The organism is Corynebacterium sp. ZY180755, assembly GCF_054331495.1.
The window spans coordinates 311,131-333,834 of the sequence record NZ_CM135811.1; the positions used below are offsets into that span (position 1 = coordinate 311,131).

20 protein-coding genes are annotated in these 22,704 nt (G+C 56.2%); 18 read left to right on the top strand and 2 right to left on the bottom strand.

What is annotated here, in order from left to right; all coding sequences use genetic code 11:
* Window positions 1–11: 11 nt before the first annotated feature.
* The 10 genes from ACXM2N_RS01455 to hemB all read left to right on the top strand — a co-directional run bounded on the left by ACXM2N_RS01455 (window position 12) and on the right by hemB (window position 9,029).
* Window positions 12–980 carry a Ppx/GppA phosphatase family protein gene (locus ACXM2N_RS01455; RefSeq protein ID WP_458489317.1) on the top strand — a complete coding sequence of 323 codons (969 nt, stop codon included), beginning with the start codon at window positions 12–14 and terminating at the stop codon, window positions 978–980.
* 7 nt (window positions 981–987) lie between these two features.
* Complete coding sequence (locus ACXM2N_RS01460) at window positions 988–2,052, top strand: hypothetical protein (RefSeq protein ID WP_458489319.1); 1,065 nt, start codon at window positions 988–990, stop codon at window positions 2,050–2,052.
* Between the two features lie 93 nt (window positions 2,053–2,145).
* Window positions 2,146–2,952, top strand: a complete 807-nt coding sequence (gene proC, locus ACXM2N_RS01465) for a pyrroline-5-carboxylate reductase (protein ID WP_458489321.1) — start codon at window positions 2,146–2,148, stop codon at window positions 2,950–2,952.
* A 360-nt stretch (window positions 2,953–3,312) separates the two neighbouring features.
* Window positions 3,313–3,504 carry a helix-turn-helix domain-containing protein gene (locus ACXM2N_RS01470; RefSeq protein WP_458489323.1) on the top strand — a complete coding sequence of 64 codons (192 nt, stop codon included), beginning with the start codon at window positions 3,313–3,315 and terminating at the stop codon, window positions 3,502–3,504.
* Between the two features lie 395 nt (window positions 3,505–3,899).
* Window positions 3,900–4,001, top strand: a complete 102-nt coding sequence (locus tag ACXM2N_RS01475; protein WP_003402602.1) for a 30S ribosomal protein bS22 — start codon at window positions 3,900–3,902, stop codon at window positions 3,999–4,001.
* A 267-nt stretch (window positions 4,002–4,268) separates the two neighbouring features.
* Complete coding sequence (locus tag ACXM2N_RS01480; RefSeq protein WP_458489329.1) at window positions 4,269–4,523, top strand: glutaredoxin family protein; 255 nt, start codon at window positions 4,269–4,271, stop codon at window positions 4,521–4,523.
* A gap of 229 nt (window positions 4,524–4,752) precedes the next feature.
* Window positions 4,753–6,207, top strand: coding sequence for a glutamyl-tRNA reductase (locus ACXM2N_RS01485; protein WP_458489331.1), 1,455 nt, complete (start codon window positions 4,753–4,755; stop codon window positions 6,205–6,207).
* A 33-nt stretch (window positions 6,208–6,240) separates the two neighbouring features.
* Window positions 6,241–7,146, top strand: a complete 906-nt coding sequence (gene hemC / locus ACXM2N_RS01490; RefSeq protein WP_458489333.1) for a hydroxymethylbilane synthase — start codon at window positions 6,241–6,243, stop codon at window positions 7,144–7,146.
* A 2-nt stretch (window positions 7,147–7,148) separates the two neighbouring features.
* Entirely contained in the window at window positions 7,149–7,958 is an 810-nt protein-coding gene (locus tag ACXM2N_RS01495; protein ID WP_458489335.1) for a uroporphyrinogen-III synthase, read from the top strand.
* Between the two features lie 54 nt (window positions 7,959–8,012).
* Window positions 8,013–9,029: a porphobilinogen synthase gene (gene hemB / locus ACXM2N_RS01500; RefSeq protein ID WP_458489337.1), complete on the top strand. Its 1,017-nt coding sequence runs from the start codon at window positions 8,013–8,015 to the stop codon at window positions 9,027–9,029.
* 61 nt (window positions 9,030–9,090) lie between these two features.
* Here hemB and ACXM2N_RS01505 read toward each other — a convergent pair whose 3' ends face one another.
* Window positions 9,091–10,206, bottom strand: coding sequence for an HNH endonuclease signature motif containing protein (locus ACXM2N_RS01505; RefSeq protein WP_458489339.1), 1,116 nt, complete (start codon window positions 10,204–10,206; stop codon window positions 9,091–9,093).
* 229 nt (window positions 10,207–10,435) lie between these two features.
* Between ACXM2N_RS01505 and ACXM2N_RS01510 the strand changes: the two genes are divergently transcribed.
* From ACXM2N_RS01510 to ACXM2N_RS01545, 8 genes are all read left to right on the top strand, one after another.
* Window positions 10,436–11,149: a hypothetical protein gene (locus ACXM2N_RS01510; protein ID WP_458489341.1), complete on the top strand. Its 714-nt coding sequence runs from the start codon at window positions 10,436–10,438 to the stop codon at window positions 11,147–11,149.
* A gap of 141 nt (window positions 11,150–11,290) precedes the next feature.
* Window positions 11,291–11,725: a hypothetical protein gene (locus tag ACXM2N_RS01515; protein WP_458489343.1), complete on the top strand. Its 435-nt coding sequence runs from the start codon at window positions 11,291–11,293 to the stop codon at window positions 11,723–11,725.
* A 62-nt stretch (window positions 11,726–11,787) separates the two neighbouring features.
* Window positions 11,788–14,493 (top strand): heavy metal translocating P-type ATPase, encoded by a 2,706-nt coding sequence (locus ACXM2N_RS01520; protein ID WP_458489345.1) that lies wholly within the window; start codon window positions 11,788–11,790, stop codon window positions 14,491–14,493.
* 134 nt (window positions 14,494–14,627) lie between these two features.
* Window positions 14,628–15,293: a hypothetical protein gene (locus tag ACXM2N_RS01525; RefSeq protein ID WP_458489347.1), complete on the top strand. Its 666-nt coding sequence runs from the start codon at window positions 14,628–14,630 to the stop codon at window positions 15,291–15,293.
* Window positions 15,294–17,315: a YhgE/Pip family protein gene (locus ACXM2N_RS01530; RefSeq protein ID WP_458489349.1), complete on the top strand. Its 2,022-nt coding sequence runs from the start codon at window positions 15,294–15,296 to the stop codon at window positions 17,313–17,315. It begins immediately after the preceding gene.
* Window positions 17,316–17,417: 102 nt separating this feature from the next.
* Window positions 17,418–18,482 (top strand): uroporphyrinogen decarboxylase, encoded by a 1,065-nt coding sequence (gene hemE, locus ACXM2N_RS01535; RefSeq protein WP_458489350.1) that lies wholly within the window; start codon window positions 17,418–17,420, stop codon window positions 18,480–18,482.
* Window positions 18,483–18,523: 41 nt separating this feature from the next.
* Window positions 18,524–19,930, top strand: coding sequence for a protoporphyrinogen oxidase (locus ACXM2N_RS01540; RefSeq protein WP_458489351.1), 1,407 nt, complete (start codon window positions 18,524–18,526; stop codon window positions 19,928–19,930).
* Window positions 19,931–20,095: 165 nt separating this feature from the next.
* On the top strand, window positions 20,096–20,410 hold the full coding sequence (locus ACXM2N_RS01545) for a DMT family transporter (RefSeq protein WP_458489352.1): 315 nt from the start codon (window positions 20,096–20,098) through the stop codon (window positions 20,408–20,410).
* A 64-nt stretch (window positions 20,411–20,474) separates the two neighbouring features.
* On the opposite strand, the gene ACXM2N_RS01550 is transcribed toward ACXM2N_RS01545, so the two are convergent.
* Window positions 20,475–22,691 carry a bifunctional hydroxymethylpyrimidine kinase/phosphomethylpyrimidine kinase gene (locus tag ACXM2N_RS01550; protein WP_458489354.1) on the bottom strand — a complete coding sequence of 739 codons (2,217 nt, stop codon included), beginning with the start codon at window positions 22,689–22,691 and terminating at the stop codon, window positions 20,475–20,477.
* Window positions 22,692–22,704 lie beyond the last annotated feature (13 nt).

The window sequence follows — 22,704 nt, forward strand, 5'->3', positions numbered from 1 at the left end:
AACCTAATAATGTGCGATTAGGTGTATTAGACGTGGGAAGCAACACGGTTCATATGGTTGCGGTCGACGCCAAGCAAGGTGGCCGGCCTACTCCAATGTCCGATTGGAAGACGACCCTCAAACTAGTGGAATACCTAGATGCTGATGGAGCAATCGACAGCAAAGGTATTAAGAAACTCACTAATTCCGTAGCCGAGGCCCGCGAACTGGCCGAGCAGCTTGGATGTGACGAGATCAAGCCTTTTGCTACGTCTGCTGTGCGCTCAGCAACGAACAGTGAAGAAGTACTCGATCACATTGAGGAGGAAACCGGCGTCCGGTTGGAGATCCTCTCCGGTGAGGACGAGGCACGTTTGACCTTCCTCGCTGTGCGCCGTTGGTATGGCTGGTCTGCGGGGCGTATCACCAACTTAGACATCGGCGGTGGCTCCCTCGAGCTGTCAACGGGAATGGACGAGGAACCTGACGTCGCGTTTTCCCTAGATTTGGGTGCTGGGCGTCTTACCCACAATTGGTTTGATACCGATCCTCCGGAGCGCAAGAAGATCAACTTGCTCCGTGACTTCATTGACGCTGAGCTGGTTGAGGCCTCTAGGTCCATCAAGGCCTTCGGCGATGCCCGCTTGGCGGTGGGTACCTCTAAGACGTTCCGGACTCTTGCTCGCCTCACAGGTGCAGCACCGTCGTCTGCTGGGCCATTTGTTACCCGCGAGCTAACTGCACCTGGCTTGCGTCAGCTGATAGCATTTATTTCTCGAATGACTGCAGCTGACCGTGCGGAACTTGAGGGCGTAAGCAAGGACCGCTCACACCAGATCGTCGCTGGTGCGTTAGTGGCAGAAGCTGCCATGCGCTCACTGGGAATTGAACGTCTTGAAATTTGCCCTTGGGCATTGCGAGAAGGACTCATTCTGCGTCGTCTCGAGCAGGGCGTTGATGCCGAAGCTGGTACAGTTTCGAAGGAAAAGAAGGAGAAGTAGGAGTCTGATGAGCGAGAAACAACTCACGGTCGCTGAGCTTCTTGCCCGTTCTGGCAAGAAGCCGGCTGATTCCTCGCGCCGCCGACGTCGCAGCGTTGAAGAGGGCGGCATTTCGGTTGCCGAGCTAACGGGCAACATTCCAAAGGTCCAAGCCAAGCCTGCCTCCGGCAAGCACAACTCCGATTCCATTGATAACCCAGCTGCGCCTAAGCCTGCCGCTGCTGAAAAGGAGACCAAGAAGGACACCACTTCTTCCTCCTATGCAACCCCAGTGGATGCACAGCCACAGGTAAAGGCGCCTGAGGCTACTGCGGAGGAGCCAGCAAAGCCGGCGGTTGACGCAGAGGCTAAGAAGGATGAGCACAAGGCTCCGGCGAAGCCCGTCGTTAAGCGGGCCCAGCCTGGCGCACCAGTTGCCTCCCCTGCGGCGGATGAGACCGTTGTTCTGTCTGTGGTAGATGAGAAGGATCCCGTGCGTTTGACCACCGGAACCTTCCCAGCTGTATCTCAGGAGCGAGCCGAGAAGGCCGCCAAGGCAGAAGAGGAGGCAGTTTCTGCTGCCGATTCAGCTGCTGACGCTACAGCCGACAAGGACGTCGACCAGACCAACGTTATCCCTGTCATCAAGGACGAGGACCTACGCCACGACTCCGCGGCAGATAAAGACGCCGATCCGGAGATTGAAGAGGAACTCGCGGAAGCCGAGGATGACGAGGACGTCATTTACGTTGACGAGGACGACGAAGATGTCGAATACGTTGAGGTAGACGAGGATGGCGAGTGGGATGATGAGGATGAGGAGGAATGGGACGAAGACGAGTCCGTTTCCGTTCCAGCCATCATTGGTATGGCTCTCGCCGGAATCCTGCTAGGCGTTCTCGTATTCAAGGGCTTTGAAATGCTGTGGGGCTCCCTGAACAAGGGAATCGTCACCGTACTGGCCTTGGGCGTTACCGCCATCATGGTTGGGGTCGTCCACGCGTTGCGCACCAACCGTGATCGTCTCAGCATGGCTCTTGCCGTAGTAGTTGGCCTCATTATGACTTTCGGTCCACTGCTGACCATTAGCTAAAAGCTTGCTGGCGGGGCGCACCTTCGTTGTGAGGGTGCGCCCCGCTTCGTGTGTTTGTTGATCATGTTCCTTGTTCGTGACAAGGTGGTGTGTATGACTTCAATTGCAGTAATCGGTGGCGGAAAAATTGGTGAAGCGCTTATTTCTGGTCTCATCGCCAGTGGCGCTAGCCCAAAGGACATCCACGTCACCAATCGCACGCCTGAACGCGGTCAGGAGCTCAAAGATAAGTACGGTGTAGTCCCGTTCACGGAGAATGTTCCAGCGGTAGATGACGTGGACGTCGTGTTCCTGTGTGTGAAGCCAAAGGACATCGTCAAGGTGGCCGATGAAATCTCCTCCGCGGTGGATAACAATGATTCCACTACGGTTGTTTCCATGGCTGCGGGTATCTCCAATTCGGCTATTGAGGAAGTCCTGTCCGCGGGCTCGCCGGTTATTCGAGTCATGCCGAACACCCCGATGTTGGTGGGTAAGGGCATGAGCGCTGTGGCTGCTGGTCGATTCGCCTCCGAGGAGCAGGTTCAGAACGTTGTTGAGCTTCTTGAGACCATCGGTGCGGTCCGTGTAGTTGCGGAATCAGATATGGATGCGGTGACTGCCATGTCCGGTTCCTCTCCCGCCTACCTGTTCCTCATCGTGGAATCACTGATTGATGCTGGCGTAAACCAGGGGCTTACCCGTGACGCGGCTAAGGACTTGGTGGTAAACGCTTTCTACGGCGCGGCGGCCATGTTGAAGGAAACTGGAATGGAACCGAGTGAGTTGCGGGCTAACGTCAGCTCTCCAGCGGGTACCACCATTGCGGCGCTGCGTGAACTGGAAGAGTCCGGAATTCGTGGTGCGTTTTACCGAGCAGCGGAAAAGTGCGCTGAGCGATCCAAGGAGTTGGGCGCTTAAGGCGTTCTGGGATCTGCGCATATTGCCCTAGCTATCTTCTGAGGAAGGCAGCTAGGGTTCTCGTCTGCGTGGGATTTGTGGTGCAGAAGCGGAGCTTAGATAGTTAGTGGGGTTAGTTTTACCCCATGGGGTAGGGGTCGTGTAATGAAAAAACTATTGCCCTGTGAGTTGACTCTAAAAACGCTACTGCCTGTAGGTTCGCTACATTAACAGGGGGTGAAAAGAATTACATCTATGTATTTTCTTGCTCTTAAGTCGCAACAGTCACACATTTCACGCTAAGCTTAATCAAGCACGTGCGTGTTACGTTCTGCGGGAGGGGAAGCCTGCAGCGCGCAACGGCTGAAGGGTTAGATAACTATGGCAAGAGAAGATAACGGAACTTTCTTGACAGTCGCTGAGGTCGCAGAGATCATGCGCGTCTCCAAGATGACTGTCTACCGGTTGGTTCACTCTGGTGATCTTCCGGCGGTTCGCGTAGGACGCTCCTTCCGTGTACACGAGAAGGCAGTTAATGAGTACCTGGAGTCCTCTTTCTACGACGTAGGATAAATTTCTCCCAAGGCGTCCTGTCTTGTGATGAGGCGGCACCTGGTTGGTGGGCACCTTGGCTGGCAAAATAGCTGGCCAAGATTCCCAAGTTTCCAACCAGATGCCGCCTTTTTCGTGCGTGGTGGTACTGGTGTTTTAGTTGTGAAACCTTGGGGCTAGTTTTGTCTATGCCCCTAAGGTGGGTATGATAATCACCATTCGTGTGTCGGCAATGTGCCCTATTAACGGCGATCGTCTTTAGCCGTGCCTAGCACTAGTGCAATGGCATGGGTTGAAAGGATGCTCTCCGCGGGCGAAAGTGCACTTCGTAGCGTGATTTCTTTATAAGACCGTTGTGGGCTGTCGGCATCGGACGTACGTACACAAATATTGATTAAAAAGCGAGGGAAACCGTTATGGGTTCTGTCATTAAGAAGCGCCGTAAGCGCATGTCCAAGAAGAAGCACCGTAAGCTGCTGCGTCGTACCCGCGTTCAGCGTAGGAAGCTCGGCAAGTAATCCGCTCGGTGGATTGCTTGTAGTGAAGGCGTCATCTGGAATCATCCAGATGGCGCCTTTCTTAGCTCAGGCTTGACGACGGTGCCCAAGGCACCGAAAGGCCGTGATCCGTGGCCAGGAACTGGCCACGCTGGTGGTTGCGGTCTGGGTGAGCGTCGGGAAGCAATCCAGTGCTGGCTTGCGCGTGGCGTGCGCGGGTAAACGAGAACCTGGTGCCACAATGACATTTCATATGGGTGAACCAGAATCGTATTCCTAGGAGGTCTAATGGGCGCTAAGACAGATCCACACAAAGTCGAATTAATGGTTCGCCAAACGTGTGGATCCTGTAAACGGGTCGCCGCTCAAATCGAGCCCGTGGTGGCGGCTGCAGGTTGCACACTGGTGCTCGTGGATGTGGATTCGGATCCAGAACTGGCCGCAGAATACGGCGATCGGGTGCCCGTAGTAGTCATTGATGATGAAGAATTCAGCTGTTGGGAGTGCGACAATGATGAGCTCGCACAGGAGCTGGCCTCCTAGCCATTGGGCGAGCATTGAACATTAATATTGGTGAAATGTCAACCTTTAGGTTGATATTTGGTAGTATTTCTTGGAGTTCGAGAACGTCTAAGGCGAGCTAACCTCAAAGAGTCAGCGTAGCTGCTGGTGTGGCTGGCTTTGTTGCGCTAAGGTAGCGCACTTAGGTCAAGTAAAAAGCGAGATCAAACCTCAACGTCAAAAAGAGGTTTGGAAAGCGGTGGTGAAACAAGTGAGTGTGCTAGTAGTGGGAATGTCTCACCGCAGTGCGCCAGTGTCTCTCCTTGAAAAGCTCAGTATGGACGACGATGTCCGTGACACCACCGTCCAACAGTTGGTTGATCGCCCGTCACTGACGGAAGCAATGATCATCTCAACCTGCAACCGCCTTGAAGTCTACGTCATGACCTCCAGCTTCCACACTGGAGTCAATGACGTAGTAGAAGTCCTGCACGACGTCTCAGGCGTGGATATGGAGACACTCCGCGGATACCTATACGTCCGATACGCCGACGCGGCCGCAGAGCACATGATGGTAGTTGCCGCCGGAATGGACTCCATGGTCATCGGCGAACAGCAAATCATCGGCCAGGTCCGCACCGCTTATCAGCACGCCACAGAGGCTGGCACCGTTGGCCCCGCACTGCACTCACTGGTACAGGCTTCCCTGCACACCGGTAAACGCGTACACACCGAAACCGACATCGACGACGCCGGCGCATCCATGGTCTCCTTCGCGTTGGACGAGGCACAATCCCAGATGCGCGCGCAAGCCATGGTGGGAGCTGCTGAGCAACTCGAGGATATTGAGAACCCATTAAAGGGCAAGCGCGCCATGGTGCTCGGCGCAGGCGCGATGGCATCCCTAGCCGCAACTCACCTAGGCAAGTCAGGCATCGACACCCTCGTTATTGCTAACCGCACCCGCGAACGCGCAGAGCGTCTGGCAAGCCACGCCCACGAGGCCGGCGTCAACGCCGAGGTAGTAGATTATGAACAACGCGCGCAAGCGTACGCCACCGTGGATGTAGTTGTCTCCGCCACCGGCGCAAACACATTCACTATCAACGCCTCAGATCTGAGCGAACTGCCAGAGGGCAAAAACCTCATGCTGGTGGACTTGTCCCTGCCTCGCGATATCAACGATGACACCGCGGACGTAGACGGCGTCAGCCTAGTCAACATCGAACGCTTGCATGAGCTGCGCCGCGAGGACCAAGGTGGAGACGGCAAAGCACTCCGCATCGTCCGCGAGGAGCTGGAATCCTATACCTCTGCTCAGCGCGTCAAAGATGTTGCCCCAGCAGTCTCCGCACTGCGTAAGCGTGCCTACTCCATGGTGGAAGATGAACTCAAACGACTCCGCCAACGCACCGTAGCGATGGGCCAAGAAGACTACGCGGAGGTTGAAAAGACCGTCCACCGCGTGGTGGACAAACTCCTGCACCAGCCAACCGTTCGAGTCAAAGAGTTGGCCGCTAACTCCGGCGTGGTTTCCTATGAATCAGCCCTGCAAGAGCTCTTCGGACTCAGCGAGGCAGAAGTGCCACGCCAGGTATCAGTAGTGGCCAGCGAACTTCCAGACATGGATGTGGCTGCGCTGACTATCACCGACGCACAACGAGCAACACTAGGTGCGGACAAAGCGGAATCAAAGGCGTACGCGCCACGTCATTCCGCAAACTAAGAACACGATCCTCGAAAGAAGCGACTTTTCACAATGAGTGAATCTACAAAGCTACAAATCGGTACCCGTGGTTCCTTACTCGCCACCACTCAGTCTGGTCACGTTCGCGACTGGCTAGGGGAGAACGGGTATGAAGCGGAGCTGACCATTGTCACTACCAAAGGCGATGTGAACATGGCCCCAGTTGAGCGCATTGGCGTGGGCGTGTTTACCCAAGCTCTGCGCGATGCCCTGGAGCGTGGCGAGTGCGACATCGCGGTGCACTCTTTCAAGGATCTCCCAACTGAGCCAGACCCACGCTTTGAACTGGTTGTTCCCAAGCGCGCAGACGTCCGAGACTGCCTCATTGCGCGTGACGGTCTCACTCTGGAAGAACTGCCGGCGGGCGCGGTGATCGGTACCGGTGCCCCACGACGTATCTCCCAGCTGAAGAAGCTGCGCAGCGACATCGAGACCCAGCACCTGCGTGGAAACATCGACACCCGCATGGGCAAGGTCTTCTCCGGCGAGCTAGACGCAGTAGTGCTTGCCTACGCAGGTTTGGACCGTGTTGATCGTGGCAACGAGGCAACCGAGGTGTTTGACCCAACCCGCTTTATCCCTGCCCCTGCCCAGGGCGCGCTGGCGATTGAGTGCCGCAAGGATGATGAGGTCGCGCTCGCCGCGATCCGTTCCATCGCAGACGAGGTGGCTACAGCGGAGGCTCACGCAGAGCGTATTGTCCTCAACCGCTTGGAAGCTGGTTGTACTGCCCCCGTGGCGTCCAATTCCACGGTCGATGCTGATGGAATCCTCACTGTTGTGGGTGCAGTGGTTTCTTTGGATGGCCAGACCAACCTGGAGGCAACAGCGTCTGGGCCGTTGGCTGACTATGTTGCCGTAGCCGAGGACGTGGCCCAGCAGCTGCTGGCAGCGGGCGCCGCAGACATCTTGAGCTAACCATGGGTAAGCAGCCGGCGGAAGCGCAGTTTTTGCCACTCAGTGGCGTGGCGGTGCTAGTGCCACGTGCATCTGCCCAAGCCGGTGGCATGAAACGTCACTTGGAGTCCCTCGGTGCCAGTGTCTTGTGCGTACCTACCATCGCGTTCAAATCGCCTTCTGATCCGCGCCCGATGCGTGACGCGCTTTCTCGTTTGAGTGACGGTGGGTTCGCGTGGACGGTGTTTACTAGTACCAATGCGGTGGATGCGTTCTTTGCCGTGGCAGGCACACCTGAAGTTGGACTCAGCGCCCTTGCCCGAAGCAGGGTGGCCGCGGTTGGTGCTAAGACTGCTAAGGAACTCGCATCCCGTGGAGTTGACGTTGATCTTACTCCGGCTGCCACGGAACAAAACGCTGCAGGATTGGTGAAAGCTTTTCCGCTTTACGACGCCGGGTCCGGCCACCCGCCTGCAGTGTTCCTGCCCCGCGCGGATATCGCGACGAACGTCTTGCCCGCCGGCCTTGCGGCCGCGGGCTGGGAGCCGGACGATGTGGTGGCCTACCGTACGGTGTGCGCGCCGACGCCGTCGGAGGAAATCCGCCGCCGCATTACGGATGGCGGAGTGGATGCCATCTGCTTTACCTCAGGCTCGACCGTTCGCAACCTGCTAGAGATGGTGGGCCCGCCAGCGCCTAACACCGTGATCGCATGTATTGGTCCCATGGCTGCAGCGCAGGCCCAGGAAAAAGGTTTAGAAGTTCACGTCATGCCCGAGCATGCAAGCGCACGCGATCTGGTGGAAGCCCTCGCTGAGTACTACTCGCGGTAGGGGACTACACTGAAGTGGCTGAACTTTAGAAATAACAATAAAAGGATGATTGCAATGGCTTTGTTCGAATCAACTCCGGTCCCAACTCGCCGCCCACGTAGATTGCGCACCAACCCGGCGATGCGTGCACTGGTGGCAGAAACGCAATTGAGCGCAGCTGACTTCATCCTCCCGATGTTCATTGCTGACGGAATTGAAACACCACGGGAAATCAATTCCATGCCTGGCGTGCACCAGCACACCATGGACTCGCTGGTAGAAGCAGTGGCGGAGGCCCGTGATCTTGGCATCAAGTGCGTGGACCTGTTTGGTGTTCCACAAGCAGAGGACAAAGACGCAGAAGGATCCCAAGCGTGGAACCCAGAGGGAATCCTCAACCGCGCCATTAAGCGCCTCCGTGATGAGTTCGGTGACACCATGCTGATCATGGCGGATACGTGCCTCGATGAGTTTACCGATCACGGTCACTGCGGTGTGCTCTCGCAGGATCATCACGGCACCACAGTGGTTGATAATGACGCCACGCTGAAGCTGTACCAGAATATGGCCGTTGCTCAGGCTGAGGCAGGCGCACACATCGTCAGCCCCTCTGGCATGATGGACGGTCAGATTGTGGCCATCCGCGAAGCACTCGATGATGCAGGCTACGAAGATGTAGCGATCATGGCTTACTCCGCCAAGTACGCTTCTGCGTTCTATGGTCCTTTCCGTGACGCTGTGGGCTCATCCCTCGACGGCGATCGCCGCACCTACCAGCAGGACCCAGCTAACCTCAGGGAATCTCTACTTGAGGTGGAGTTGGATATTGATGAGGGCGCTGACTTTGTGATGGTCAAGCCAGCAATGCCTTACCTGGATGTCCTCAGCGAGGTCGCACACATGTCTGAAGTACCGGTAGCTGCATACCAAGTGTCCGGCGAATACGCGATGCTGCATGCCGCTGCCCAAAACGGCTGGTTGGACCTCGATGCCGTAATGATGGAATCCCTGACATCTATCAAGCGCGCCGGAGCAGATCAGATTCTTACCTACTTTGCAGTAGACGCAGCGAAGAAGCTGCGGGAGAAGTAAAGCCTGTGCCTATAGCCGTAGCACCTTGTGGTGTTACGGCTGTTGTGTTTTTTGGGTGGGGTTATCCGAAGATTTTTCTGCAGCCACCGAGCATGGCGAGCGCGTGCTGGTTTCGTCGATCCGGTAACCCATAAGCGGATACCCAGTAGGCAAACGGTCCGCGTTTTTCTATGTGGCCGTGGATGTTGTTCCACCAGTCATCATCGTTGATCCCGTTGTGGTAGGCGCACAGTGGCACCAAATTCTTGATGTTGGTGTCGCCACCGTTTTTCCATGCCACGACGTGGTGGAGTTGGCAGTCATCGAACGCTACCGTGCAGCCTGGGGCTACGCAGGTGGGGTTTTCCGCGAACGCCGCTAACCGTTGTTTCTGGTTGGCGAAGCGTTGTGTGCGGAACATGTTGAGGGTGCCTTCTTCTTCATCCACCAAGGCAACCAGCCCATAGTCTGCTAGTAGGCGTTCTAGGTATTCTTTATCCGTTAGGACGGTGCCATCAGAGCACACCACCTTGATACCGTCACCTTTACCGCGGATGATCTTGGCGTGTTCTTCTACTGGGACGACTACTAGTGGTGTGTAACCACCTTGGGCCACTTGAGCGTCGCCGCTAAGGAGTTCGGCGAAGGCTTCACCCCGGGCCTGATTCTTGGTTTTATCCTTATCCGCTTCCATCAGACTTTTTACGGTTTCTGTAAGGCTGCGGTTGATGTCGGCCAGTTGTGCGTGGGGTGCGGTGAAATAGAGGGTGCCCATGCCGTCTGCACCCCGCACAATGCGCATCGCGGTGTTGCGTGTGGCGGGTGTTTGTTTCAAGTCTTTCACGCGCTTGAGGGCGAGTGTGTTGATCACGGCGGCAGGGCGTTTCTTGTTGGTGAGTTCGCGCCAGAGTACCCATTGTTCGCGTTCTGTAGAAAGTTTTTCTACGTGCCGGCGGATCATGGTGAGTACGGACAGGGAGAACCCGTGGGCAATGGCGGCTTCCCGTGTCTTGCGTTGCTGCATCGTGTACCTGGTTGTGCCATACAGCCATGCGGCGGTGCCGATGAGTTCTTGTGCGTCGCGTGGGGCGATGGTGTCGAATTCCCAGTGTTTGTGGCCGTGGAATGCGCGCAGCAGGATGGCACCGCTGTTTAGGGCGGTGAGGTAATCCTTGAGTGCTGCGTGATCATCGGTCATGGCACCAACGCTAAACACAAAAATGTGTGAAGAAAACTAGGGCCTCAAAACCCTGTGGATAACCCAAACCGGAAGTAAAACTTATCCACAGATTTCAGCTGTGGGGCCCGAAATGGCCAAGCGGGGAACGCGATGTAATAGTGGAAGCGGCCCGCATTTGTCTGTAGCGGGCTTTCGGATACTCTGAGTAGGCACGTAGATTTTTCTTGCCAGGTCTAATGAGGAGCAGATGAGCGCCAACATAACGAAGCAGCCGCGTGAGGCGAAGAAGGACACGGACCCAAACGCTAAGCCTGAAGCAATGGTGCTCGGCGTTGGCGCGTGGTTTGTTGCGCTGGCGTTGGAAGGTATCCAACAGCTCCTCAACCTAGGTGCCAGTTTCTTCAATATGGGCAGGCTGCGCGCCCAGGTTGTGAAGATTGGGGAGCAACAGGGTCAAGAGTGGTCTGACTCCATGATCACGGCAGTCTCTGTTTCAGCGTTGGTTTTTTCGCTGGTGTTGAGTTTGGCGGTTCTGGGTGCTATTGCCTACTTCGTTCACAAGGTAAATACCCGTGGACGAAACGCTGATAGCCTGCAACAGCTGTTGTCGTTCTTCGCCGGTTACCTATTGTTCAAGGCGATTATGGTGACCTTCACTCCTCCGGTTGGTGATCTCCCTGTGGCCTACTATGCGCTTAGCGGTGTGCTGCAGATCGTGGTGGGCGTGTCTGCAGTTGTGGGCGCGGTGCTGATTAACCGTAAGGAATCCGTTGATTGGGTTGCTGGTGAGAAGAAAGGTGGCCAGGGCAGTAGCCTTAACGCTAATAACGATCAAGCTAAAAGTTCATCGACGTCCTTGTTTAGTTCCTTACTAGGAAACGGCAAGGCAAAGGATGAGCCGAAGAAGCCTGGCACCGCTGAAGATGAGAAGCACTCAGAGGACGAGGCAACGAAGAAATAGTCTTCGTCAGAGTAGTTAGTTGCCTGCTTGGGGAGTTGAGCCTTAGGCAGGCTTTTGTTGTTATTTAATGAAATCTCGTGCGGGTTGATTTGATATATTCACTCTTTAGTTTCCTATTTCGGGTTTTAGAAAGGCTGCGTAGTGGCATCATCAACACCATCGTCTTCGGACGCGTCAAAGCCTAAGGCGCTGACGTGGGCGTACTACGTGGCCATTGTCTCCGCCGCCCTACTTATTGTTTCCGCGTTGGTGATGATCACCACCACGCCACCTGACAGCACTGACCAAGAAGTCATCGATGCTGTCCGTCAGAACTATCGTTTCTTGGGGATCGTCAACATCATTGGTGGATTGATCATTGCGGCGCTGGCGGCGCAGTTCTCCAATGCCGGTTTTGTGGCCCGCCGCGTGTATGTGGGCGCGGCCTCAGTTCTCATCGCCCTGAACTTGATGTCCATCATGTTGGGTATCGGGGGGATCGGAATGATGTTGATCGTTGTGCTGCTCGCAGTCAGCGTGGTTGTGTACTTAACTCCCGCAGTGAGCACTTATATCTCTACTGGAAGAGGCGCCTGATGCCTTCCCAACCTACTCATGAACCTAGCTTTCACCCAGATGAGCCTACGACCACCGGCTCAATGCCAATTATTCGGGATAAGGACATTTCTCAACGCGAGCGAGAGCTGGAAAAAGACCAGGCTCTGAAGAATCTCATCGCGCAGAGGGAAGATAAGGAGTTATCTTCCGCCATCAAGGAGGCGAAGTCCGCCGCGGAGAAGGCAGGTGTGCATGCGTCGGGGCGCGTCCTTGGTTCTCGTCTTTCGGAATTGGCAGAGGAGGCTGATTCGGAGGATCTGCTTTCAGCAGGAAAAAGCTCTTTCGCTTTGGATTTAGTAGGCATGAAGAACGCCTACGAAGCAGGTGAGTTGGAATCTCATTTCGATGATTTGCCTGGTGTGGACATCCGCATCGTTTTCCCCACTCACCGTGCATGGGTGACGGTGAGTAGCAATATTGACCCCAATGCGATCATCGCGGTGTTTGCGGAGCACGGGATCGCCGCGACGCTGACAGAATCGTCGTTAAGCAGGCGCATTGCGTGGGCGGACGTGGAAAACGGGCGCCTTCGGCGCGCCCGGCGTAGGCAACAACGCAAGAATCGTACGCTGACCCTATCCCATAAGCTGAGGGAGAAGTCCCTTCGCGAGGACGCGGCCCGGGAATCTGCACGTAAGACTGGGTTCTTGGATCAGCAGAATAACGCGCGCCCGGGCCGCAAGGGTAACGCAAATGATGTGTTGTTCACGGCACGTGAGCTCATCACGCTGCGACGTTTTTTGGTGAGTTTTCTGTTTGCTATGCCAGTGCTGCTGATTAGTTACTATGAGCAGTTCCAATTTGATCACTGGCAGTGGGTGCTTGCAGGGTTGTCTGCCCCCGTGGTCTTCTATGGTGCGTGGCCTTTCCACCGGGCCACTATTGGTGGTGCGCGGAGGCATTTGCCGGCGTTAGATGCCGCTAGCTCTATCGCCATCATCCTCGCGTGGGTGTGGTCCATCATCATGATCTTGTTCACTGAGGCTGGTGACCCATCGTTTAGGTCAAACCCAGACTGGATCTCCTTGGCGTTCATCAGGCAGCATGACAAGCTACTGTTCTTTGATGTGGCGTGTGGCGTGACCGTGATTTTGCTGTTCGGCAGATTGGTGTCCCGAAAGGCGCGTGTCAATTACTTGACGGTGCTGGAAAACTTTAAGCCGAATCCCACGCACTTAGTTACTGTGTCGATGAAGAATCGCAAGACCGGTGAAGTGGTCACAGAAGACGTTCAGATCCAGAAGCTCAACGTTGGTGACGATGTCATTGTAGAGCCGGGCGATATTATCCCAGTTGACGGCATGGTGGTGGGTGGATCGTCAGAGATTTCGGCTGACGCGCTAGGTATCAGCCCCTATACCGCCAAAGTGTCCAGCAAGGTCTACGCGGGCTGCATTAATGAGTCCAAGCCAATCAAAGTCCGCGTGCAGCATGTGGGCCACCGTACGTGGTTGAGTGCTGTGTACCGGTGGATTGAGCAAGCCTCCGTGCACCAGAACAAGGCAGATGCGATTGCTACCCGCACGGCTAGTTTTCTTGTCCCCATTGCGTTGGTGGTGGCTGCGGCTGACTTCGCATTGTGGGCCCTGGTGACCAACAACTATGGGCAGGCTTTTGCATCGGCGCTGGCCGTGCTTGCGTGTACCGCCCCTGTGGCTCTCGCGCTGTCTGCGTCGGTTGCGTTGCGCGCGGGAATCGAAAATGCCGCGCGTCGCGGTGTCCTTATCGATGACGCTGAATCTTTGCGCAACATCGAGGAGATTGACGCGGTCATATTCAACCGCGTGGGAAGCCTCTCTGAAGGCGAAATGGTGGTGGAGTCCGTCACCGCTGCGCCGGGTGAAAATGCTGAGCTGGTCACCAGGATCGCGGGCGCGTTGGCGTTGGATAGTGATCATCCGCTGTCGCGTGCACTAGTCCGTGCAGCGCGTGAAGCGCGTGACAAGGCCACGGATGATTCCATTCCTTCGTGGCTCGAGACAAGCAACTTTGGTTTCGACGAGTACGGAAATTACCGTGCCACCGTGGAGATTCCGATGAAGGATTCTGACGGGGAAACTGTCGTGCGCAGCATGGAGGCGATGCTGTGGAGGCCACGCAATCTCTCGCAGCTGACTGGTCGATTGGCTGCTGCTGCAGTTAGCGGTGGCACACCCATCGTGGTCAGCTGGAAGGGCAAGGACCGTGGTGTTATCACGCTGCATGACCACCTTAAGGATGACGCCACCTCGACGGTAGATGAGCTGGAAAATCTTGGGCTAGAGACCATGATGCTCTCCCGTGACACGTACCCAGTGGCTCGTAGGTACGGTGACACGGTGGGCGTTTCCAATGTGATTGCTGGAATTGAGCCGGGCACCAAGGCCCAGACAGTGCGCTCTCTTCGTTCCCACGGAATGAATGTGGCCATGGTCGGTGATAAATCTGTGTCTGAATGCTTCAAGGTAGCCAATTTGGGCATCCTGCTGGACGCTATGCACGATTTTGACGGCCAGGTAATTTTGGATCGGCCGGTGTCAGACATTGTATTGCTGGAGAGTAAGACTGCGCCTATTCCTTGGCTGTTTAAGCTGGGGCGGAAGATGAGTAACCTCATCCGCAATAATTTGATCCTGGCCTGGGCTTACAATGCCGTGACTATTATCTTGGCTATCCTTGGCCTGCTTCACCCGATGATGGCCACTGTGCTGATGTTGGTGGCATCTGTTGTCATTGACGTTCGGTCTCGAATGGTCGCCACGTTCTAGAGCCTGTGGGGCCAGTTGTACTACTGTTGCGCTCAAGGTAGATAGAAGAGTCTTGAAACCCGACTGTAGTTGCCTGTGCGCTGATATTTTCTTAGTGAAAACAGTTTGTGCGGTCACACATATGAATTGAGGTGATGGCATTGTCTCACGTAGAGCTTTTAGCTACGGAAGGACTAGTGCTCGCTAATGCGCGTCCTAAGGTCGATATTCGCGTCGGTGAAGGCTTGACGTTGCTTCATTCAGGTAGGGAATCATCTTCTACGATGTGGGCAATGACGCTGGCCGGCAGAATGAAACAGAAGTCCGGCCAGATCTTCGTTGAGGGCGAAACTGTCACGGCTTCTCAGTTGCACAAGGCGGTGGCTCTTGCGGGCGTGCCACAATTGGATTCTTTGGAGCGTGAAGTCAGCGTGGCGTCCATCGTGCGTGAGCAGGTGGCTTGGGCTTCGCCGTGGTATCAGCGCGTCCCCAGAAACATTGCGCACATTGGGCAGTTTATGTCTATCGCAGAGCTGCTTCGTTTGGATCTCGACTTTGAGAATGCGTCTCAGTTCAGCGCGGGGTCATTGAGCCCTTTCGAGCGTTTTCAGCTGCGCGTCGCTCTGGCGATGGTTGCTCGACCAGAAGCGAAGCTTCTGGTCATTGATGATGTTGACCAGCTGCGCAGCATGGAGCTGCGGGCTGCGGTGCTGCGTCGATTAGCAGAGGTATCGCAGGAAATCCCGGTGCTCGTTGTGTCGGCAAATACGGATGACGCAGGTGTCTGTGATGCCCTGATCGATGAGGAAGATGTGGCGTAAATGAATCTGTTTCACATCGGTAGCGAATTCAAACGTTTCTTTCGCGGTAAGTTGGGGCCACTGGCGCTACTCGTGATCATCCTGCTCCCGCTGCTTTTTGGTGGCCTGTTGGTGTGGTCTTATTGGGATCCTGTGGGGCGCATCAATCGGTTGCCGGTGGCCTTGGTGAACTCAGACGTTGGAGCGGAGCTGGACGGCGAACGCGTGAACGTTGGCGATCAGATCGTGGAGAATTTGCTGGCGAATGATCAGATAACCCTGACAGAGGTCTCACCCGAGGAGGCTGCTCAGGGTATCGAGGACGGTACTTACTACTTTGGTATCGAGTTCCCCGAGGATTTTTCTGAAGCAGCTACCAGCGTTAGTTCAGATAATCCACATCAGGCCACGCTCAACGCGGTCTATAACAACAACAATGGATTCCTTGCCCAGGTGCTGGGAAATAACGTAGTGATGGTGGTGCTCAACACCATCAACACTGAATTGGGCTCGCAGGTGGCGGACAGGCTGTTGGTGGGCTTCAATACCCTTGGTGAGGGCATGCGACAGGCCGGCGATGGTGCACAGCAGCTTAACGACGGCGCGCAGCGCGCCAAGGACGGCGGCACCGAGCTGGCCTCAGGTGCCAGCCAGCTTAACGACGGCCTCAAGGCCGCAGACGACGGCGCGCAGCAGCTCGCCAGCGGCGCGGAGCAGCTCGACCAAGGGGTGTCCACCGCGAGCAATGGTGCGGATCAGCTAGCGCGAGGGCTCGGCCAGCTCAACGATGCCACGGATACCCTGGGCAACGGCGCGGGCCAGGTCTCCGAGGGCGTTAATCGCATAGTGGATCTGGCCAATAGCGCCTCGCAAGCGCAGGAAAACCTCCTCATACCGTTGGTCAACCTATCCGCCCAGCTACGCTCAACCGGCGTGCCCCAGGCTCTTTCCTTGGCTGAGGAGACGGACAAACTCATCACTCAGCTGCGTACGCAGGGTGTGGGATCGGAGTCTGAGATCATTGGCCAGCTAAACCAGCTGAAGGACGGTGCCGCAGAGATCCACCGCCAGCTGGTTGACCCCGCCGCTGACTATCGCGCCGGCGTGAACCGTGCCACGGATGCATCTGCACAGCTCGCTACCGGCCTGCACACCCTCAAGGACGGTTCGCAGAAGCTCGTGGTGGGTGCGCGCACATTAGCCAGTGGCACCAGCAAACTCTCCGCAGGCTCTACCCAGCTGACCGTGGGCGCCAACCAGCTAGCAGATGGCCTAGTGCAGCTGGACGCTGGATCTGGCGAGTTGGCGCTCAAGATCAACGAAGGGGCCATGCAGGTTCCACAGTTTGGCGACGATATCCGTCCCGACGCCGCGCGTAGCGTCTCCACTCCGGTCATGCAGGTCAACCCCAAGCACACGATGAGCCTGTTCGGTGAAGGCCTGTCACCAATGTTCATCTCAATCGGATTATTTATTGGGGCCACCGTGACCTTCATGGTGATGAGGCCCCTGCACAAGCGTGCCATTGACTCCGGCATGAGCTCGTTCCGCGTAGCCGTGGTGTCCTACCTCCCGCCAATGCTCGTTGGCCTCGCACAGGCAACCATCATGTTCTTGGTACAGAAGCAATTCATCGGCCTAGAAGCTGCGCATGAATGGGGACTCTGGGCGGGCATGTGCATTATCTCCATGTCCTTCATGGCTCTGGTTCAAGGAATCAACTCCGCCCTCGGCGCCACTGTGGGTCGCGTCATCTGCTTGGGCTTGATGAGCCTGCAGATGGTGTCTTCCGGCGGTCTATATCCACCGGAAACCCAACCTGCACCGCTGCGCTTCTTCCACAACTATGACCCGATGACGTACTCGGTCAACCTCATTCGCCATGCCATTGTTGGGGTTGATCATGCGGCGGATCCCCGCGCTACGCAAGCGATTGCTGTGCTCGCCTGTGTGGCTGTAGTGTTCTTCGCCATCACTGTGCTCGCCGCGCGCAAGGAGCGGCAGATGAGCGTCAAGGATCTGCACCCAGAAATCTCCGTCTAACTCTTGGCTACGCGCCTGACTACGAATGGGCCAACGGGTTTACGCGGTTAGTCGGGGAGTGTTTACTTTTAAAACCTTGGTGAACAGGGCATGATTGAGGCTATGTCTGAAAAGCGCCGAAACCTGAGCAATGCTCCAATTCTCGACGCTGCTTCTGGGAAGCAGCCAACACGCAGGCCAGTATGGTTCATGCGCCAGGCAGGTCGTTCCCTGCCTGAGTACCGTAAGGTCCGCGAAGGAATCGATATGCTCGATTCCTGCTTCATGCCAGAGCTGCTCGCAGAAATCACCCTGCAGCCAGTGCGTCGCCATGACGTAGATGCAGCAATTCTGTTCTCTGACATCGTGGTTCCTCTTAAGGCTGCCGGTATGGGCGTGGAGATCGTGCCTGGCCGCGGCCCAGTGATGGATAGGGCAATCCGCACCAAGGAAGACGTGCAGAACCTCGCCATTCTTGATCACGATGTTCCTGAGGTTGCTGAGGGCATCGGCATCATCTTGGATGAGCTCACTGATACCCAGACGCTGATCGGTTTTGCTGGTGCGCCGTTTACTCTTGCCTCCTACCTCATTGAGGGTGGTCCGTCCAAGAACCATGAGAAGACCAAGGCCATGATGCACGGTGAACCTGAGCTGTGGCATGCGCTCATGAAACGACTTACCCCTACCGTCATTCATTTCCTCAAGGTGCAAATCGAAGCCGGCATTGACGCCATGCAGCTGTTTGATTCATGGGCGGGCTTCCTTACTGAGCGCGATTACCGCGAATTCGTGCTTCCGTACTCCACAGAGATCTTCGAAGCAATAGCTTCTGCAGGTATTCCTCGAATCCACTTTGGTGTGGGTACCGGCGAACTGCTAGGTGCCATGTCCCAGGCCGGCTCAGAGGTTATGGGTGTGGATTGGCGCGTGCCGATGGACGTGGCAGCCCAGCGCATTAAGGCTGTTTCTGGCCCCAAGGTCCTGCAGGGCAACTTGGACCCCGCAATCCTGTTTGCGGGAGAAGCTGTGATGGACAGGGAAGTAACCCGCATCTGTGCAGAGGCGGATGCTGCCATTGCTGCGGGCGATGCCAACGGTCACATTTTCAACTTGGGCCACGGCGTGCTTCCTACTACTGAGCCTGAAGCAATCACTCGAGCTGTGGAAATCATCCACCAGCACTAGAATCACAAAAAGTAATAACGTCCCCGCGAAAGGAATACGCAATGCGTATCGCAATTATTGGCGCAGGCCTCGCTGGCCTATCCGCTGCATACGAGCTGTCAAAGATCGCTCCTGAAGCAGAAGTGGAGGTGTTCGAGGCCGCCGACCGCATTGGCGGCAAGCTGTACACCGTGCCTTTCGCGTCCGGCCCGACGGACGTTGGGGCGGAGGCCTACCTCGCCTTCCGTCGCGACGCTACCGAGTTTTTCGCCGAGCTCGGGCTCAAGGATAAGCTTCACGCGCCATCGGGTCTTCCCAGCCTGCTCTACTCCGGCGGCAAGCTGCACGAGATGCCAAAACGTACCGCCATGGGCATTCCGGCTAACTCTGACGAGTTGGGTGATTTGGTCGATGACGCCACCAAAGCAAAGATTGATGCCGAAGGCGAGCAGGACGAGATTGCGTGGGGCGAGGGCGATATGTCCTTGGGACAGCTCGTGCGTGAACGCTACGGCGACCAGGTAGTAGACCATATGGTGTCCGCCTTGCAAGGCGGTGTGTACTCAAGTTCCTCCGATGATCTGGGTATCCGTGCCACCATCCCACAGCTGGCGAACACTTTTGACGCCATGAAGGAGCAGGGCGTCAAGGTAACCCTGTCCGGTGCGGTGGAGCGCATTTGCTCCATGCGGGAATCCAACAACAAGCAGATGGAAGCGAAGGTGCCGGGTTACAAGCCACAGGTATTCGCATCCTTTGACGGCGGCTACGCAGAAGCATATGAGGCTCTAGCTGAGAAGTCCGGCGCCACCATCCACATTGATGCCTTCATTTCTGGCGTCACTAAGAATAAGGATGGCTTCCAGCTCAAAGGCGCCGGTGAGGGAACCTTTGACAAGGTATTGTTTGCCACCCCTGCGCCAACAACAGCCATGCTGATGAAGCAGATCCTTCCCGAAGCCGTTGAACCGCTGAAGAAGATTCAGCTGGCTAGCTCCGCTGTGGTGGCCATGAAGTTCGAGTCAGCCGAAGGACTCCCAGATAACTCTGGTGTACTAGTTGCCAGCGATGAGCAAGGTGTGAAAGCTAAGGCGTTTACTTTCTCATCCAAGAAGTGGCCTCACCTAGGTGAGCGCGGTGGCGCGCTGGTGCGTGCCTCCTTCGGCCGTTTCGGCGACGATGCTTTGGTTCGCGCTGAAGAAGATGATCTGGTGGATTGGGCTCTGGATGACCTCAAGACCATCACAGGTTTTGACGGCCGCGAGGCGGAGCTTAAGGAAATCTACGTTCAGCGCTGGTTCGGCGGCCTGCCGGTGTACGAACCTGATCATCTCAATACGGTGGACGAGATCCGCGAGATCCTGCGTACCGCCGACGGTATCGAGGCAACCGGTGCCTGGCGCGATGGCGTAGGTGTGCCGAACGTCATCGCTGAAGCACGCGCAGCGGCTAAACGCCTGATTGGCTAAGAACTGTATAGAGGCTCTCCCCGCGGGGAGAGCCTCTTGCTTTAACAAGAAACCCCGGTTAATGTCAGCCGGAAAATTGATGGCTGTTACGGTTGCATGCAGCGTGGGGTGCACACCGTGTAACGATGCAAAGTCACCAGACAATAGCCAAGCAGGGAGATGGGTATGGCGTGGATAGTCCTGATCATTTCGGGCTTGTTTGAAGCAGTGTGGGCAATCGCGTTGGACAAGTCGGCCGGATTTACCAAACTCTGGCCGTCGCTAGCCTTCTTTGTGGCACTGGCAATATCTATGGGCGGGCTAGCATGGGCGATGAGGTCTCTTCCGCTGGGCACGTCTTATGCAGTGTGGGTTGGGGTAGGTGCATCAGCAACGCTGATCTACTCGTTTGCGGCTGGATTGGAACCCGTCTCGGTGGTGAAGATTCTGTTCTTGCTGATGATTGTGGGCGGAATCATCGGGCTGAAGGTGATCTCCTAACTAGGGAGACTCGGGGCCTCCCCATGGAAGTCTGTTGAAGCCTCGAGTTTAACCAGCGGAGCGCCTACATATCGTAGGTTCGGGTAGCTTGATCAAAGAACCACAGTTCGTGATAGCAGGCTTGCAAGTAGGCTCGGGCGGCGCGGCGGCGGGTAGTGCCGCTGGCCGATTCAAGTGCGCGCTCCAAGCGAGAGACTGCCTCGCGGGTAGAGGCTACGAATTCATCGTCAGAATAGGTATCCAACCATGCACGGTATGGGTGATCTTCATGGTTAGCGTTGCTCAGGCGGATACCTATCTCCGAGTACAGCCAGAAACACGGCAACACAGCTGCTACGCCCACGGCGTACTCATCGAGCGAGGTTCGCGCAGCAAGATAATCCGTGTAGGACTGCGTGACACCGGAAGGGCCAGTACTCGGGTAGTCCACACCGAGCCACTGTTCATGCAGCTGTGATTCCACCGCAATGCATTCTTGAGCATTCTTAGCCCAGGCCACCTGATCTGCGCTTAGCGGCGCCTTGGCAGACAGGGTGGCTAGGGCGCGAGAGTACTCCTTCAAATACAGGGCATCCTGAGCTTGGTAAAACGTGAATTCTCCGGTGCTTAGGGTTCCCGTGGCAAGGCGCTTGATAAACGGCAAGTTGAGGATGGCGGAAAAGACATCCGCGCTAGATGCCCACAGTTGGGCAGTCCACGGCCCGGCAGGAGCAATCGCCGGAGTGATGTGGGTAGCGCAGGCAGGAAGCAAGCTTCCCGTTGACGCTGAATGAAACGGCAGGGGAGTGGTGTTGCCCGCGGTGGCCAGGCGCCGTAGTCGGTGGAAATGATCCACCGGGCCGTGCCCGTGGCCTACTTCCTGTACGTGACCGAACTCAATAGCCTCATACAGCCATTGTGTTGTCCACTCTAAGGCCGCGGGGAGTGCATCACGCTTGGCTAGCCTGGTGGCAAGCGCTGAGGACAGGGAGCAGCCAGTTCCGTGGGTGTTAGCGGTGTTGATTCGTGGGGTGGTATACATCGCGATGAGCCCGTCGGCTGTAACCACCGCGTTGCCGACGTCCTCGCTGGGGAGATGGCCAGCCTTTACGATCACCGCCACGCCGTGTTTTGCTGCTACCCGCGTAGCCATCTCAACGGAATCTTCCCACGTGGTCGGTTCGTCTTCACCTGCGATTACAGCGAGTTCAGGACTGTTGGGAGTGATCACGGTGGCATAGTTCAGGAGCTGGATAAGCTTCTCCTCTGACTCCGAGGTGAGAAGGCGATCACCACTGGTAGCTACCATGACGGGGTCTACAACCACTGGGCAGTCAGGGTTACGGCGTAAAAAGGCGCTGAGCCATTGTTCGACCGTGGCGATGACCTCCGTAGACCCCAGCATGCCTATTTTAATGGCGTCGATGCAGATGTCATCACTGACGCTGTCTAATTGTTGACGCAGGAACTGAGTGTCAGGAATGCAAATATCGCGCACGCCTTGGGTATTTTGAGCTACCAGTGCGGTGATAACGCTCATTGCGTAGCCACCTGCGGCGGAGATTGCTTTGATATCTGCTTGGGCGCCTGCTCCTCCAGACGGGTCAGTGCCAGCGATGGACAGGACTCGAGGAATAGCGGGAGATCGAAATGCGCGAGCTAGCTCGCTAGCGGCAGCAGCTGGGTTTTCTGCCCCCATAATTGCAGAGACCACGCATAATCCGTCAATGTCCGTTTCAGACAGTGCGCGGGCATTGGCAAGGCTCACGCCACCTATGGCAACGGAGGCTATGCCGTGCTGACGTGCTTTTTGGGCGAGCACAGCAACCCCGTCCACGCCTACTGGATCAGCGGCATCTGGTTTGGTGGCAGTTTCGAGTACTGGTCCCAATCCGATGACATCCGGTAGTTTGACCCCTGCTTCGGAGCACTCGCGCAGTAGGGTATCTAACTGGTGTTCGTTTTCGATGGAGAGGCCAATCATCTGCTGTGCTGGGAGCAGTCTACGGGCGTCAACATAAGGCATGTCAGATTGGCCGATGTGCAGGTGAAGTCCCAACTCTTGGGCGATCTCCACGCGGTCATTAACAAACAAAGGCACATCGTCTGGCATAGCTGCCCGAAGCGCAGTGGCCTGAGCGCGGAAGGCTTCCTCAGTGGCGTGCTTATCGCGGAGCTGGACCACGGTGACGCCACCTTCGATGGCAGTGCGTACGGCGGCGGGAAGATCGCTTGGTTCGACGTAAGAAGGGTCGGTAACGAGGTACACCGACCAGTCAGTGGATGTTCCTGGATTCAGCATATTTACGTTCATC

Coding starts and splice junctions, on each gene's coding strand:
- hemE (WP_458489350.1), top strand. CDS start 17,418: ATGTCTGAAAAGCGCCGAAACCTGAGCAATGCTCCAATTCTCGACGCT.
- ACXM2N_RS01470 (WP_458489323.1), top strand. CDS start 3,313: ATGGCAAGAGAAGATAACGGAACTTTCTTGACAGTCGCTGAGGTCGCA.
- ACXM2N_RS01525 (WP_458489347.1), top strand. CDS start 14,628: ATGGCATTGTCTCACGTAGAGCTTTTAGCTACGGAAGGACTAGTGCTC.
- ACXM2N_RS01475 (WP_003402602.1), top strand. CDS start 3,900: ATGGGTTCTGTCATTAAGAAGCGCCGTAAGCGCATGTCCAAGAAGAAG.
- ACXM2N_RS01495 (WP_458489335.1), top strand. CDS start 7,149: ATGGGTAAGCAGCCGGCGGAAGCGCAGTTTTTGCCACTCAGTGGCGTG.
- ACXM2N_RS01510 (WP_458489341.1), top strand. CDS start 10,436: ATGAGCGCCAACATAACGAAGCAGCCGCGTGAGGCGAAGAAGGACACG.
- hemB (WP_458489337.1), top strand. CDS start 8,013: ATGGCTTTGTTCGAATCAACTCCGGTCCCAACTCGCCGCCCACGTAGA.
- ACXM2N_RS01505 (WP_458489339.1), bottom strand. CDS start 10,206: ATGACCGATGATCACGCAGCACTCAAGGATTACCTCACCGCCCTAAAC.
- ACXM2N_RS01530 (WP_458489349.1), top strand. CDS start 15,294: ATGAATCTGTTTCACATCGGTAGCGAATTCAAACGTTTCTTTCGCGGT.
- ACXM2N_RS01540 (WP_458489351.1), top strand. CDS start 18,524: ATGCGTATCGCAATTATTGGCGCAGGCCTCGCTGGCCTATCCGCTGCA.
- ACXM2N_RS01520 (WP_458489345.1), top strand. CDS start 11,788: ATGCCAATTATTCGGGATAAGGACATTTCTCAACGCGAGCGAGAGCTG.
- hemC (WP_458489333.1), top strand. CDS start 6,241: ATGAGTGAATCTACAAAGCTACAAATCGGTACCCGTGGTTCCTTACTC.
- ACXM2N_RS01480 (WP_458489329.1), top strand. CDS start 4,269: ATGGGCGCTAAGACAGATCCACACAAAGTCGAATTAATGGTTCGCCAA.
- ACXM2N_RS01460 (WP_458489319.1), top strand. CDS start 988: ATGAGCGAGAAACAACTCACGGTCGCTGAGCTTCTTGCCCGTTCTGGC.
- ACXM2N_RS01550 (WP_458489354.1), bottom strand. CDS start 22,691: ATGCTGAATCCAGGAACATCCACTGACTGGTCGGTGTACCTCGTTACC.
- ACXM2N_RS01545 (WP_458489352.1), top strand. CDS start 20,096: ATGGCGTGGATAGTCCTGATCATTTCGGGCTTGTTTGAAGCAGTGTGG.
- proC (WP_458489321.1), top strand. CDS start 2,146: ATGACTTCAATTGCAGTAATCGGTGGCGGAAAAATTGGTGAAGCGCTT.